The organism is Ruminococcus champanellensis 18P13 = JCM 17042 (genome assembly GCF_000210095.1).
Taxonomy (GTDB): Bacteria; Bacillota; Clostridia; order Oscillospirales; family Ruminococcaceae; genus Ruminococcus_F; species Ruminococcus_F champanellensis.
The window spans coordinates 1,563,473-1,577,815 of the sequence record NC_021039.1 but is presented as its reverse complement, the minus strand read 5'-3'; the positions used below and the strand labels follow the sequence as shown (position 1 = coordinate 1,577,815).

Here is a 14,343-nt window from a genome sequence, read left to right as displayed (position 1 = left end):
ATTCGCAGAAAATATCAGACAGCTCCCGTTCGGTCAGAGCATAGGGCTTTGCAGGATCACTGACCACCGGCTCCACGGAAATCTGGTCAAAGCCTGCATCATACAGGCTGAACACATCATCGGAGAAATCCAGATTGTACTTGGTAAAGGTGCCCCGCACATAGTAATCCTTATCCCCACGCTGTGCCACCAGCTTCTGGAACGCAGGCAGGATCCGGTCGTAGCAGCCGGTACCGTCCACACGCTTGCGCACCCGGTCGTTGACCTCCCGTCTACCGTCCAGGGACAGCACCACGTTGGACATTTCCTTGTTGATGAAGTCGATCTTATCATCCGTCAGCAGCATGCCGTTGGTGGTAATGGTAAAGCGGAACCGCTTGCCGTATTCCTGCTCCTTGCTGCGAGCGTATTTCACCACTTCCTTGACCACATCAAAGTTCATCAAAGGCTCACCGCCAAAGAAGTCCAGCTCCAGAGTCTCCCGATCCCTGGACTGCTCCAGAAGAAAATCAATGGCTTTTTTGCCGATCTCCAAGGGCATCAGCTTCCGACCCTTGCCGAAATCACCGGTGGATGCAAAGCAGTATTCACATCTCAGGTTGCAGTCATGAGCAATATGCAGACACATGGCCTTGACCGGTGCTGCAACGGAATACTTGGCAAATTTCTCGTAATCATCCTCCGAAAAGAGAATCTTGTCCTTGTACAGCTCCAGGATCTCCTCATAGCAGGAACGGATATCCTCCGGCGCATAGAACCGGGTCAGCTTGCTGACAACCTCCTGGGGACATTCCGGTGCAAAGGGCGGCTGCACATTGTCCAGCAGATCGTAGGTCAGCTCGTCCACCACATGGACACCGCCGCTGTTCACGTCCAGCACAATATTGAATCCGTTTAGTTTAAACTTGTGTATCATATCCAGTTACCCCGTTCCGCCGCATGGCAGCGGCATAAATCTGCTGATAAAATGAAAAGGGACACTGCTGCCCCTTTTCATCACGCTCATTTTTTGAATCAATTATTTCTCACACTTCTGATTTGCAACTGTGCAAGAAGTCTTACAAGCAGACTGACAGGATGCCTGGCACTTGCCACAGCCGCCCTTCTTTGCAGTTTCCTTCAGGTTTGCCTTATTGATTGTCTGAATGTGTTTCATACTAACCTCCACCAATCTCATCAGAATTTACATCTATTATATCACAGGATCCGCGACATTTCAACCCTTTTCTAATCATTAAATAATAAAAATATGTAGAATCTCGACTCAGATATACAGAAAGTATGAAATCTACTCCTCCGGCACCCCTGGCTGCTTCTGATTGACGCCTTGTACGCCCCCTGCGCCGCCGCAGACCGCCATCCACACCAGCCGCACCAAAGCGTGCAGATGCGGTACATGTCCTGTACAGGCTGTACTGATCCCAAGCACGCAGATTCCCAACAGCACCCCCAGCAGTCCCCCGTTCCGCAGCCCATGCCGACGGTGGCGCCGCCCTGCCAGTAAGCCGGTCAGATATGCGCCGCAGCCCAGCGCTGCCAGCACCAGGCTGTTCATCACCCACCGGGGCAGATCCGCCAGAGATGCAGCCAATGCCCCCAAGCTGAGAATGCCTATACAAAGAAGCAGCCCCCCGGCAATCGCAAGCCAATACTTGCGATACCACGGAGCTGCTCTGCGTGTTCGTCGGCTCATACCCATGCCCTCCATGTCCTATGCTGTTTGAGCATATGCATGGATGCAAGGGCTTATTCCTCGGATTCGCTCTTTTCCTTCTTGGGCTTTTCCTTTTTCGGTGCGCCGGGGGTCAGCTTGGCATTCTGCTTTTCCTTCTTCTCCTTAGCCGCTTCCTCCTGTGCAGTCAGATTTTCCTGCACAGCCTCGATCCGGATCCGCAGCTTGCTGCGGTCGCCGCCGGTTTCAATGACTACAGTATCCTCGCCCTTGCGCACAACGATGCCTACAATGCCGCCGATGGTCAGAATCTCGTCACCGATCTGGATATTGGAGCGCATCCGGATAGTCTCTTTTTCCTTCTTGCGCTGCGGACGAATCATAATGAAGTACAGCGCAACCAGAACGATCACCCAGGGCAGGATCCCCACCAAGCCATACGCACCACCGCTGGTGGCACTCTGTTCAGCTGCGAATGTGTGCAAACTCGTAAACATACTGTTCCTCCTCGTTGATTTTACTTGTTCTGAATGTACTTGTCGATGGACTGGGCAGCAGTCTTGCCGGCACCCATGGCCAGGATTACCGTTGCTGCACCGGTCACTGCGTCACCGCCGGCATACACACCTTCCTTGGTGGTACACATAGCCTCGTCCACGATCAGACAGCCCCGCTTGTTTGCCTCCAGACCGGAAGTGGTAGTCCGGATCAGAGGATTCGGAGAGGTGCCGATGGACATGATTACCGTATCCACCTCCAAATTGTAGTTGGAGCCCTCCACCGGGATGGGGCTGCGACGTCCGCTTTCATCCGGCTCGCCCAGCTCCATGCGGATGCACTCCATGGCGCAGACTCTGCCGTTTTCGTCTCCGATGATCTTCACCGGATTGTTCAGATTCAAAAACTCAATGCCCTCTTCCTTGGCGTGATGTACCTCCTCCTTCCGGGCAGGCATCTCCTCCTCGGAACGGCGGTACACGATGTATACATGCTCAGCGCCCATACGCATTGCGCTTCTTGCAGCGTCCATGGCAACGTTGCCGCCGCCCACCACTGCGACCCGCTTGGACTTGATGACCGGAGTATCATACTCTTCCAGATAGCCCTTCATCAGATTGATCCGGGTCAGATACTCGTTGGCGGAGCAAACGCCTACCAGTGCCTCGCCCTCGATGCCCATGAACCGGGGCAGACCTGCACCGGAGCCGATGAAAATCGCCTCGTAGCCATCCTCCAGCAGCTCATCCACGGACAACACCTTGCCGATCACCATATCGGTCATAATGTTCACGCCCAGTGCCTTCAGAGTCTTGATCTCCTTCTGTACAATGGCCTTGGGCAGACGGAACTCCGGAATGCCATACATCAGCACGCCGCCGGCAACGTGGAATGCCTCGAATACGGTAACCTGATAGCCCAGCCGAGCCAGATCCCCCGCACAGGTCAGACCGCTGGGGCCTGCGCCGACTACCGCTACCTTATGTCCATTGGAGGCAGGAACCTCAACCTTGGTATTTCCCTGCTCCATCTTGTAATCCGCTACAAAGCGCTCCAGTCGACCAATGCCCACCGGTTCGCCCTTGATGCCCCGAACGCACTTGCTCTCGCACTGATGCTCCTGGGGACATACACGACCGCAGACCGCCGGCAGACCGTTGGTGGAGGTGATGATGTCATACGCCTTGTCAAAATCCCCTGCTGCAACACATGCAATAAACTCCGGGATCCGAACTCCCACCGGGCATCCGGACACGCAGGGCTTGTTCTTACAGTTCAGACAGCGGGAGGCTTCCTCCATTGCCATTGCCTTGGAATAGCCCAGGGTTACTTCCTGAAAGTTCCGTGCCCGCACTTCCGGCTTTTGCTCCGGCATAGGCACCTTCTTTAAAGACATGTTAGCCATAGCTTTCTATCAATATGGGCAGAGCCTGTCCATATATGCTCCTTTCCGATTATTTTTCAGCCTGTGCCATCAGCCGACAGTGCTGCTCGTATTCTCTGTATGTGCCGTTACGGCGCATCAGCTCGTCAAAGTCCACCTGGTGGCCGTCGAAATCCGGGCCCTCTACGCAGGCATAGCGAATCTTGCCCCCCACTGTTACCCGACATCCGCCGCACATGCCTGTGCCGTCGATCATGATGGGGTTCAGGGATACGATGGTCTTCAGATTATAAGGCTCTGTTACCTTGCAGACAAACTTCATCATAGGCACCGGTCCGATGGCAATGACAGCGTCATAATTTCTGCCTGCATCGATCAGCTCCTGCAGGGCGTTGGTCACAAAGCCCTTCTTGCCGTAGCTGCCGTCATCGGTGCAGAGCACCAGTTCATTGCACACAGCCTTGAACTCATCCTCCAGGATCACAATATCCTTGCTGCGGAAGCCGGCAATTACGTCCACATAGATGCCCCTACTGTGGAGCGCCTTGGCCTGGGGATATGCAATGGCGCAGCCTACGCCGCCCCCCACAACGCATACCCGCTTTACATCCGGATCCAGGTGGGTAGGAACTCCCAGCGGCCCTACCAGATCCAGAATGGTATCCCCTTCGTTGAGGGTGGCAAGATGCTGTGTGGACTTGCCCACGATCTGAAAAATGATTGTGATGGTGCCGTTCTCCCGGTCGTAATCAGCAATGGTCAGCGGAATCCGCTCCCCCTGCTCATCGATGCGGAAAATAATAAACTGCCCTGCCTGTGCCTTCTTGGCAATGTAAGGGGCTTCAAATTCCATCAGTACTACCGCATCATTGAGTACTCTTTTCTGAACAATTCGGAACATATTTTAAGTATGACCTGCGTGAATACGCAGACCTTTCTCCTTTCCCGTTTTTTCACAGAGGGATGCTGTAACTCCGCCCTGCATCATAATATTGTACCATATTCCCTGTCGCCTTGCAAGCATTTTTCGAAAAAACCCAGTGCCGTATCATGCAAAAACGGAATGGAGTTACATTTCCGCAAGAATATCCCCGTAACTGCCTCCGGTGGCTTTGATAAAATCGTCCGGTGCGAGAAAAATCTGGCTGCCGATGCGTCCGCCGCTGATGATGATCCGGTCAAATTCCCCGGCAGACTGATCGATCACCGTAGGATACTGCTTTTTCATGCCGATGGCAGTACAGCCGCCCCGGATGTATCCGGTGACAGCGTTGATCTCCTTCACCGGCAGCAGTTCCACCGCCTTGGCGCCCACTGCACGGGCGGCTTTTTTCAGATCCAGTTCCCGGGCAACCGGCAGTACGAATACATAATAGCCGCCCCCCTTGCCGCTGCACACCAGGGTCTTGAAGGACTGGGCAGGATCCTGCCCCAGCATATCCGCAATGTGTACCCCGTCAATGAACTCCTTGCACTCGTAGCTGTTCAGCGTATAGGGCAGCTTCAGTCTGTCCAGGATCCGCATCGCATTTGTCTTTACTTCTTTTCCCATTCTGATCCCTCACATCTGGTGTCTGACCACACCGTATTCATCATCCAGCCGGTAATAGGGACAGCTGCGGCATTCTCCCCGGAGGAATCTGCCGTATTCGTCCTCGTCCAGCTCTACCAGGCAGCTATAGCAGTCCAGCTCCTCATCATATACATAATAGACACAGCTTTCACATTGCATGACGCTCCGCCTCTTCCCACTGCTTCCATATCTCCGGACAGTAGCCCACAGTAGCCTGTCTGCCGTTGCGGACGATGGGGGTGCGGTACAGGCTGGGCTGCTCCATCAGCTTTTCTAGCTTTGCATCCTCCAGCAGATATTTGATCATGCAGTAGTCCTTTGCCGTATCGTCAATCACCGCCTCCAGACCGCCCACTGCCCGAAGCACGCTGTCCAGTTCGCCCCGGCTCAGCCCCTTCCGAAGAATGTCTACCGACTGAAAGGGAATGCCCCGTTCCTTGAAATACCGCTCCGCCTTCTTGGTGTCAAAGCTTTTTGCCTTTCCGAATATCTGAATTTTCATATGCTACCTCCCTGCTTTCTGTCGACACCATTATAGCACACTTTTTCCCCAGCCGCAAGCGGATATCCCTGCCGCTTGCATTTTTTCCGGGATTCGCTTATAATAAAAGGGTATATCAATCAAAGAAGGAAGATAAACATGGCAGTCATTACAAACATGCCCCTGATCCCCGTGGATACCATCAGCGGTTTTCCGGTACGTCCAGGCAATCACCTGATCCAGGGGGCAACCGCAATGCCCAATGCAGTCAACTTTACCATTTCCTCCGCCAACGCCACCAGTTGTGAGCTTCTGCTGTTTCACCGGAAGGAAAAGACCCCCTATGCAGTGATCCCCATTCCGGACTCCTACCGGATCGGAGATGTGTTCTCCATCATCGTGTTCGGGCTGGATATTACGGAATTTGAGTACGCCTACCGGATGGACGGCCCCCACGATCCCCGGAAGGGACTGCTGTTCAACAAGGAACGGATCCTGCTGGATCCTTACGCAAGAGCCGTCACCGGTCAGCATGAATGGGGCGAAAATGCCGCAAACGATCACCAGTATCACGCACGGGTGGTTACCGAAAGCTTTGACTGGGGCGATATGCGCAGTCCGGAGCTCCCCCTGCGGGATCTGATCATCTATGAAATGCATGTCCGCGGCTTTACCCGGAGCAGCACTTCCGGCGTTGCCCATCCGGGCACCTTTGCCGGCATTCTGGAGAAGCTGCCCCATCTGCTGGCGCTTGGAATCAATGCAGTGGAGCTGATGCCGGTGTTTGAATTCAACGAGCTGGAGGATGCCAGAGTCATTGACGGCAAAACCCTGTACAATTACTGGGGCTACAACACCGTCAGCTTCTTCTCTCCCAACACCAGCTACAGCTCCGAAAACGAATACAACCGGGAGGGCAATGAACTCAAGCAGATGATCCGTGTGCTGCATGAACACGGCATTGAAGTGATCCTGGATGTGGTGTTCAACCACACAGCAGAGGGCAATGAACAGGGCTCCGCCTTCAGCTTCAAGGGCATCGACAACAACGTGTACTATATGCTCACGCCGGACGGCAGCTACTTCAATTTCAGCGGCTGCGGCAACACCTTCAACTGCAACCACCCGGTGGTGCAGCAGTTCATCCTGAACTGTCTCCGGTACTGGGCAACGGAATACCGGATCGACGGCTTCCGGTTTGACCTGGCAGCCATCATGGGCAGGAACGAGGACGGCTCTCCCATGCGGAATCCGCCCCTGCTGCGGAATCTTGCCTATGACCCGGTACTCAGCAAGGTAAAGCTGATCGCCGAAGCATGGGATGCCGGCGGGCTGTACCAGGTGGGCAGCTTCTCCTCTCTGCGCCGCTGGGCGGAATGGAACGGCAGATACCGGGACGATCTGCGCTGCTTCTTAAAGGGAGATGCGGACATGGCGCAGGCAGCCATCAACCGGATCACCGGCTCTACGGATCTGTACGACCCGGTATACCGGGGGGACAATGCCTCTGTCAATTTTCTCACCTGTCACGACGGCTTTACCCTGTATGATCTGTACGCCTACAACACCAAACACAACGAAGCCAACGGCTGGAACAATACGGACGGGGACAACTGTGGAAACAGCTGGAACTGCGGCGCTGAGGGAGACACGGACAATCAGGAAATCCGGGCACTGCGCATGCGGCTTATCAAGAACGCCTTTGCCACCCTGCTGTGCAGCCGGGGTGCAGCCATGTTCCTTGCGGGAGATGAATTCTGCAACACCCAGTTCGGCAACAACAATCCCTACTGTCAGGACAACGAAGTATCCTGGCTGGACTGGTCCCTGCTGGAGAAAAATCAGGAAATCTTCCGGTTCTGCCGGGATATGATCGCTCTGCGGAAGGCACACCCCTGCATTACAGAAAATCTGGAACCGGCAAGCACCAACTTCCCCGCCGTCAGCATTCACAATGCATTTCCCTGGCATACAGACTGTCACCCGGATACCCGGGTCATTGGCATTCTCTTTTCCGGCAAGCATCCGAAAACCGGAGCGGACGATATGGTATTCCTGGGCATCAACACCTTTTGGGAAAACCAGAAGATCCAGATGCCGGATCTGCCGGAGCATCTGTACTGGCACATTGCCTGCAACACCGCCCTGCCCCATGCGGATCCCCCCATTTACCAGACCCAGAGCAGTTGGGAGGGCTGCACCAACATCTGGGCTGCCCCTCGTTCCGTGATCGTGGCTTATGCCCGGGTGAAGGGAACCTGATCCGTCACCGTGCAAAACTTGCGTATGATACAGCAAACGACCCGGAGGGATATTCCCTCCGGGTCGTTTTTTATGATAGAAAATGATTCAGCACGGGAGCGCCACATCCAACGGAAAAGGCACTCTCCATGGCACAGGACAGATACCGCTTCGCCCCCTGTACCGCCTCCGGCAGCGCCATGCCCTGTGCAAGCCCTGCCGCAATGGCGGAGGACAGGGTACAGCCGGTGCCGTGCACATCCCTGCCGGGAATACGCTTCCCGGTGAAAACATGCAGACTGCCATCATACAGCACATCCACCGGCTCTCCGGCACTGTGCCCCCCCTTGATGAGCACGCCGCAGCCATAGGTGCGGTACAGCAGCTGTGCCGCTGCCTTTACAGCATGCAAATCCGACAAGGGCAAGCCGGTCAATGCCTGTGCCTCCGGCAGATTGGGGGTAATCAGAGCTGCCCGTGGAAACAAAAGCTGCTCCATGGCGGATACTCCCTCCGGATCCAGTAAGGGGTGTCCGGAGGTGGACAGCATGATGGGATCCAGCACCACCGGGACATCCGGATACTGAGCCAGCACCCGGCTGACAGTCCGGACGATGTCCCCATTCCCCAGCATGCCGATTTTGATGGCTGCCGGATGCAGATCCTCCAGCACGGCGGAAAGCTGTGCCGCCACAATCTCCGGGGGCAGCGGATAGCTTTCCCGTACCCCCAGAGTATTCTGGGCAGTCACTGCGGTAATGACAGATGCTCCGTACAGATGATGGGCAGCAAAGGTTTTCAGATCCGCCTGGATCCCAGCGCCGCCGCCGGAATCCGAACCGGCAATGGTCAATGCGCAGCGCACGGTGCATCCTCCAGCAGTGTCCGGACGGCTTCCTTCAGCAGCCGGGTTTCCAGTGCCGGATCCGCTGCCTTCATGATGGCGGACACCACGCAAACGCCCCGGATGGGCACGCCCCGCAGTATCTCCAGGTTCCCCCGGTTCAATCCCCCGATGGCATTCACCGGAATGGGCACGCTTTCGCAGATCTGCCGGATGGTTTCCACAGGAGTCAACACCGTGCGCACCTTGGTGGTGGTGGGATATACTGCACCGCAGCCCAGGTAATCCGCCCCCTGGGCATAGGCGATCCTCGCCTGTTCCAGGGTTTTCGCCGTTGCTCCCACGATCTTGTCCGCTCCCAGGATCCGCCGGGCATCCTCCACAGGCAGATCCTCCTGCCCGACATGCACCCCGGCACAGCCGCATGCAGCAGCCACATCTGCCCGATCATCCAGGATCAGAGGAATCCCGTACCGGTCAGTAATCTGCCGGACAACCCGTGCCAGTCGGAGGTATTCCCGGGTAGAGCGTTCCTTTTCCCGCAGCTGCAGCAGAGTGATACCGGCGCTGCACACCCCATCTATGACGGAAAGAAATGCGTCCTCCTCATACAAACTGCTGTCGGTTACCAAATACAATGTGGGGTCAAATTTCATAGCTGTTCCTCGATTTCACAATACTTACAAAGCTGTTCCGGCGACAAATTCCACAGTCCGTCCGCCAGGGCGCTGCGGAGACTGCCCGGACCGGATACACCCGGCAACACTGCCGAAGCGGCAGCGTCCAACACGGCTGCACCGCACACTGCCGCCTCCAGGGGCGCACCCACCGCCAGGTAAGCGGCGATCAAAGCCCCCTGCATACAACCGGTGCCGGTCACATGGGAAAGCAGCTCCGTGCCTCCCAGCACACGCACATGCTTCTGTCCATCGGTCACATCATCCGCAGCGCCGCTGGTCAGCACCACCGTGTCATACCGAGCGGCAAGTTGCCGGGCGGCATTGAGATACGCTCCCGTATCTGCTGCATCCTCCCGGGACACGTCCACGCCATCCGCATGAATCTGCTCCTGCATGGCACGGATCTCGGTTCGGTTTCCCCGAAGCACCGCCGGATGCATCTGCTCCAGCAAATGCAGGGCAAATTCCCGCCGCAAATCGGAGCATGCCACCCCAACCAGATCCAGGATCACCGGTACCTTTGCCTGCATGGCTGCCTGCCCTGCCAGCTGCATGGACTCCATCCGCACATCCGTAATGTTTCCCAGATTCAGCAGCAGCGCCCCGGCATGGGCGGTGATACCCGCCACCTCCCGGGGATGCTCCGCCATCATGGGTCTTGCTCCAACTGCCAGCAGAGCATTGGCGCAATCGTTGATGGAAATGGGGTTGGTGATGCAATGTACCAGAGGCTGCTTCTGCCGGAGCTGCTCCAGCAGCATGCAAATCCGCTTCTTCATGAAAAGCCTCCCTTATGCCTGCTGCCGCAGCTGACTCCGATTCCGGATCAGATAAATGACAGCCGCCAGCAATGCCGCACCCACCAGCGCATAGGGCACAACGGTCACCCAGGTGCCGGACAGCTTCAGCAGCATTTTCAGCAAAACCACCGATGCCAGATAGCCGATCAGCCCCAGTGCCGCAATACCAACCGCATTGCTCCACACATCGGAGGAGACTGCGTAGGACACACTGCCCAAAGCGGTCTGAAACCGGGCAAGCTGTCCGTTTTTCGCCAGCGCCCGCAGGAACACAAAGGCAAGACTGCCCCCGATCAGGGTGCCGCTGATGAAGGAGGGCACATAGAAAAACCAGGTCAGCCCGGTTCTGCCCACCAGATAGGTCATCACCGGATAGGACACAATAGCCCCGATGATGCCGGTGCCGAACACCTCACCCAGAAAGGCGGCGATCAGCTTCCCCTTGGACAGCCGGTAGAACATGCCGGACAGGAATGCACCGAAAACCGCACCGGTCAGTGCCAGCGGCGGAATACCCATAAAGGCCATGCGGATGATGCCGATCAGCACGGCGCACAGCAGGGAATACCAGGGACCCAGCAGCACAGCGCAGACAATGTTGATAAAGTGCGCCATGGGGCACATGCCCTCCACCCGGAGAATCGGGGAGATCACCACGCCGATGGCCACCAGCATTGCCAGCATAACCAGTTTCATCAGATTGCTTTTGTGTGTTGTTTTCATGTTTCTCATCCTTCTTGTACAGATTTTCGGATTCCACTGTACAAGCCCAAGCTATGCACAGAGGGATCCCCTTTGACGGTCGGTAATGGAAGCATCGCTTCAATACCCTCTCAGCCTGTTCCACAGGCTCCCTCGCATAGCTTACCGCCCCAGGGCGCTCCCCCTTTGACGGGCCGGGCAGGATGATGCCCGGCATTCAGTTGCTGCTCTTATTTTTCAGAGCAGAATGTGACCTTCTTGCCCTCCAGGATCATGTTGGTGGTACGGACAGCGCACATCTTGCCGCACATGGAGCAGGAATGCCGATCCTGGGGCGGAACGGATTCAAAGTAGCGCCGTGCCTTTTCTCCGTCCGCTGCGATCTTGAACATTTCCTCCCAGTCCAGCTTGTGCCGTGCCTGCGCCATCAGATCGTCCTGCTCTCTTGCGCCGGGAATGCCCTTTGCAATATCCGCCGCATGGGCAGCGATCTTGGTGGCCATAATGCCCTCCCGCACATCATTCACATCCGGCAGCCGAAGATGCTCTGCCGGCGTCACATAGCACAGGAAATCTGCGCCGCTGGAGGCAGCAATGGCACCGCCGATGGCTGCGGTAATGTGGTCATATCCCGGGAAAATATCGGTCACTACCGGCCCCAGCACATAAAAGGGGGCATTGTGGCAGATCCGCTTTTCCAGTTGCATATTGGCGGCAATTTCATTGATCGCCATATGCCCCGGCCCCTCAATCATGACCTGGACGTTTCTGTCCCATGCCCGCTTGGTCAGAGCACCCAGCTCGATCAGCTCGGAGATCTGCCCTGCGTCGCTGGAATCATCAATGCAGCCGGGACGCAGTGCGTCACCCAGGCTGACGGTCACATCATACTTATATAAAATATCCAGCACTTCATCAAAATGCTCATAGAAGGGATTCTCATTTCCGGTCATTTCCATCCAGGCGAACAGCAGAGAGCCGCCCCGGGATACGATATTCATCGTCCGCTTGTCCCGTTTCAGAGCTTCCACGCAGCGCCGGTTGATGCCGGCGTGGATGGTCATAAAGTCCACGCCTTCTTTGGCGTGCGCCTCCACCACCTTTAAAAAATCCTCCGCCTTGATCTCCAACAGATCCTTTTCCAGATAGCCGATGGCGTCGTACATGGGCACCGTGCCGATCATGGCAGGGGACATCTCGATCAGCTTCTTGCGGAAGGTGTTGGTCTTGCCGTAGTTGGACAGATCCATGATGGCCTCCGCCCCGTAGCGAATGGACATTTTCACCTTCTCCATCTCAGCGTCATAATCCTTGCAGTCTCCGGAAATGCCCAGATTCACATTGATCTTGGTGCGCATACCGGTACCGATGCCCTCCGGAGACAGGGATTTGTGGTTGATGTTTGCGGGAATGGCAACCCAGCCCTTCGCAACCAGCTCCCGGAGCTTTTCCGGCTCCATGCGTTCCTTCTTTGCCACAATTTCCATGGCTTCGGTGATGACCCCCGCTTTCGCAGCTTCCATCTGTGTATGATACATCATAGCTTCCTCTTTCCTGCAAAATAAAAAAGCAGAATGTATCTGCCTTTCCCGATACATTCTGCTTTCTGTTTCATGAGAAAAGCAAAAAATCCCTACGGCGGCATTATCCGCATCAGGTCGGGTCGAAGCATACTTCCTCTCAGCCGAATCTTGTCCAGCTCCCCTATTTTGCATTTGATTTCAGAATACGCCGCATGCTCTGCGGCAACAGTGTCATTATACGCCCTTTTTCGCCCTTTGTCAAGAGCATACCCCAAAAGTGTGAGAGAACAATTTTTTCGTTGCCGGGGTTGAAAAATGCAGCACGATATGCTATAATGCTTTTGATATAGTAGCAACACGCATAAAGGGGAGTAACTGGCGGGCATCTGCCCGTGTCTTTGGCGTCAATACACGGCTTCGGCAATCTGGCACGAAGCCCGCTTCTGACTGAAACAGTAAGACTTTTATCGGATTTCTCGGCACAGTACCGCACAGCAGCTGCGGCACTGCTCCGGCATTCGGTGAAGGTCTTTTCTTTTGCGCTGCTGCAGGCGGCATCCCGGATGGCTCTGGGGATACTGCCTCAAAAAAGGAGGAATTTTATGCTGGAGCTTTTTTCAAATGTGACCAACATTACCTGGCAGCAGGTGGTCATGTGGGTGATCGGCGGCTGTCTGATCTACCTTGCCATCAAAAAGGACATGGAGCCAACTCTGCTGCTGCCCATGGGGTTCGGCGCCATTCTGGTAAACCTGCCCCTGTCCGGCGCCGTCACTCAGATCTACGACGGAACCGAGGAGGTAGGCGTCATAGACGTACTGTTCGGGGCGGGCATCGCCAACGAGCTGTTCCCCCTGCTGCTGTTTGTGGGGATCGGTGCCATGATCGACTTTGAGCCTCTGCTGTCCAACCCAAAGCTGATGATTTTCGGTGCCGCCGCCCAGTTCGGCATCTTCTTCACCTTCAGTCTGGCGTCCCTGCTGGGCTTTGACGTGAAGGATGCAGTATCCATCGGCATCATCGGTGCTGCGGACGGTCCCACATCCATTTTCGTTGCCAACTACATGCACTCCAAGTACATCGGCGCCATTATGGTTGCCGCATACTCCTACATGGCGCTGGTTCCCCTGGTGCAGCCCCCGGTGATCAAGCTGCTGACCACCAAAAAGGAACGGCTGATCCGGATGCCCTATCATCAGCGGAAAATTTCCAAGCGCACCAAGATCCTGTTCCCCATTATCATCACCATGATCACTGGCATCGTATCTCCCCGGAGCGTGGCGCTGATCGGCTTTCTGATGTTCGGCAATCTGATCCGGGAATGCGGTGTACTGAACTCCCTGTCGGAAACGGCGCAAAAGGTGCTGTCCAATCTGGTGACTCTGTTCCTGGGCATCACCATCGCCACCAAAATGCAGGCGGAATATTTCCTGACTCTGAACACCCTGCTGATCATCGGTCTGGGGCTTGTGGCATTCATCTTTGACACCGCCGGCGGCGTGCTGGTAGCAAAGATCATCAACCTGTTCCTGCCCAAGGAAAAGAAAATCAATCCTATGATCGGTGCCGCCGGCATTTCTGCGTTCCCCATGTCCGCAAGAGTGGTACACAAAATGGGACTGAAAGAGGATCCGGAAAACTTCCTGCTGATGCACTCGGTGGGGGTCAACGTTTCCGGACAGATCGCATCCGTCATTGCGGGCGGACTGCTGCTGAATATGCTGGGATGAGGTGAAACAAATGAGTTTGAATGTACAGGCGTTTCTGGATACACTGCCCATTATGGGCAAGGGCATGGCAGGCATTTTCATTGTCACTGGTGTGATTATTCTGGCGATGATCCTGCTTCGGGCTGTGTCCGACTCAGATCAAAAAAAGAACTGAAACGATACTGCCCCCGCACAAAGCCGTCCGGAAGCCATTCCGGGCGGCTTTTCTGTACGGA

The 14,343-nt window shown here is 55.6% G+C and carries 16 protein-coding genes, 1 pseudogene and 1 riboswitch; of the genes and pseudogenes, 3 read left to right on the top strand and 14 right to left on the bottom strand.

Translation table 11 applies throughout. The features are described 5' to 3' along the window. The 9 genes from scfB to RUM_RS06915 form a co-directional block, all read right to left on the bottom strand. Nucleotides 1–916 (bottom strand): thioether cross-link-forming SCIFF peptide maturase (gene scfB / locus RUM_RS06945; protein ID WP_041326331.1); only part of this gene is annotated, 916 nt, incomplete at its 3' end. A 102-nt stretch (nt 917–1,018) separates the two neighbouring features. Then, nucleotides 1,019–1,156: a six-cysteine ranthipeptide SCIFF gene (scfA, locus tag RUM_RS12430; protein ID WP_015558444.1), complete on the bottom strand. Its 138-nt coding sequence runs from the start codon at nt 1,154–1,156 to the stop codon at nt 1,019–1,021. Nucleotides 1,157–1,288: 132 nt separating this feature from the next. Continuing rightward, complete coding sequence (locus RUM_RS06940) at nt 1,289–1,693, bottom strand: TIGR04086 family membrane protein (protein WP_157864614.1); 405 nt, start codon at nt 1,691–1,693, stop codon at nt 1,289–1,291. 53 nt (nt 1,694–1,746) lie between these two features. Further along, complete coding sequence (gene yajC, locus RUM_RS06935; protein WP_015558443.1) at nt 1,747–2,169, bottom strand: preprotein translocase subunit YajC; 423 nt, start codon at nt 2,167–2,169, stop codon at nt 1,747–1,749. 20 nt (nt 2,170–2,189) lie between these two features. Next, nucleotides 2,190–3,575 carry an NADPH-dependent glutamate synthase gene (gene gltA, locus RUM_RS06930; RefSeq protein WP_041326329.1) on the bottom strand — a complete coding sequence of 462 codons (1,386 nt, stop codon included), beginning with the start codon at nt 3,573–3,575 and terminating at the stop codon, nt 2,190–2,192. A 49-nt stretch (nt 3,576–3,624) separates the two neighbouring features. Continuing rightward, nucleotides 3,625–4,455, bottom strand: coding sequence for a sulfide/dihydroorotate dehydrogenase-like FAD/NAD-binding protein (locus RUM_RS06925; RefSeq protein ID WP_022357629.1), 831 nt, complete (start codon nt 4,453–4,455; stop codon nt 3,625–3,627). Nucleotides 4,456–4,623: 168 nt separating this feature from the next. Continuing rightward, complete coding sequence (gene ybaK, locus RUM_RS06920; RefSeq protein ID WP_015558440.1) at nt 4,624–5,106, bottom strand: Cys-tRNA(Pro) deacylase; 483 nt, start codon at nt 5,104–5,106, stop codon at nt 4,624–4,626. Nucleotides 5,107–5,115: 9 nt separating this feature from the next. After that, a complete protein-coding gene (locus tag RUM_RS12915) occupies nt 5,116–5,286 on the bottom strand; it encodes a DUF6472 family protein (RefSeq protein ID WP_015558439.1) in 171 nt (56 codons plus the stop codon). Further along, complete coding sequence (locus tag RUM_RS06915; RefSeq protein ID WP_015558438.1) at nt 5,276–5,629, bottom strand: arsenate reductase family protein; 354 nt, start codon at nt 5,627–5,629, stop codon at nt 5,276–5,278. The genes RUM_RS12915 and RUM_RS06915 overlap by 11 nt, the downstream gene beginning before the upstream one ends. Before the next feature lie 138 nt (nt 5,630–5,767). Between RUM_RS06915 and glgX the strand changes: the two genes are divergently transcribed. Next, nucleotides 5,768–7,870 (top strand): glycogen debranching protein GlgX, encoded by a 2,103-nt coding sequence (gene glgX / locus RUM_RS06910; RefSeq protein WP_015558437.1) that lies wholly within the window; start codon nt 5,768–5,770, stop codon nt 7,868–7,870. Between the two features lie 70 nt (nt 7,871–7,940). On the opposite strand, the gene thiD is transcribed toward glgX, so the two are convergent. The 5 genes and pseudogenes from thiD to thiC all read right to left on the bottom strand — a co-directional run bounded on the left by thiD (nt 7,941) and on the right by thiC (nt 12,416). Further along, nucleotides 7,941–8,714, bottom strand: coding sequence for a bifunctional hydroxymethylpyrimidine kinase/phosphomethylpyrimidine kinase (thiD, locus tag RUM_RS06905; protein ID WP_041326327.1), 774 nt, complete (start codon nt 8,712–8,714; stop codon nt 7,941–7,943). Beyond that, nucleotides 8,699–9,349 (bottom strand): thiamine phosphate synthase, encoded by a 651-nt coding sequence (thiE, locus tag RUM_RS06900; protein ID WP_015558436.1) that lies wholly within the window; start codon nt 9,347–9,349, stop codon nt 8,699–8,701. Before thiE ends, thiD begins: the two co-directional genes overlap by 16 nt. Then, a complete protein-coding gene (gene thiM / locus RUM_RS06895) occupies nt 9,346–10,152 on the bottom strand; it encodes a hydroxyethylthiazole kinase (RefSeq protein ID WP_015558435.1) in 807 nt (268 codons plus the stop codon). The genes thiE and thiM overlap by 4 nt, the downstream gene beginning before the upstream one ends. 222 nt (nt 10,153–10,374) lie before the next feature. Beyond that, nucleotides 10,375–10,896, bottom strand: a pseudogene (thiW, locus tag RUM_RS06890) (energy coupling factor transporter S component ThiW); the annotation flags it as partial. 209 nt (nt 10,897–11,105) lie between these two features. Further along, a complete protein-coding gene (gene thiC / locus RUM_RS06885; protein ID WP_015558433.1) occupies nt 11,106–12,416 on the bottom strand; it encodes a phosphomethylpyrimidine synthase ThiC in 1,311 nt (436 codons plus the stop codon). Between the two features lie 72 nt (nt 12,417–12,488). Further along, nucleotides 12,489–12,591, bottom strand: a riboswitch (TPP riboswitch). Between the two features lie 409 nt (nt 12,592–13,000). Between thiC and RUM_RS06880 the strand changes: the two genes are divergently transcribed. Both RUM_RS06880 and RUM_RS12910 read left to right on the top strand, forming a co-directional pair. Further along, nucleotides 13,001–14,128, top strand: a complete 1,128-nt coding sequence (locus tag RUM_RS06880) for a sodium ion-translocating decarboxylase subunit beta (protein WP_015558432.1) — start codon at nt 13,001–13,003, stop codon at nt 14,126–14,128. Nucleotides 14,129–14,138: 10 nt separating this feature from the next. Then, complete coding sequence (locus RUM_RS12910) at nt 14,139–14,282, top strand: hypothetical protein (protein ID WP_015558431.1); 144 nt, start codon at nt 14,139–14,141, stop codon at nt 14,280–14,282. Nucleotides 14,283–14,343: the final 61 nt, after the last annotated feature.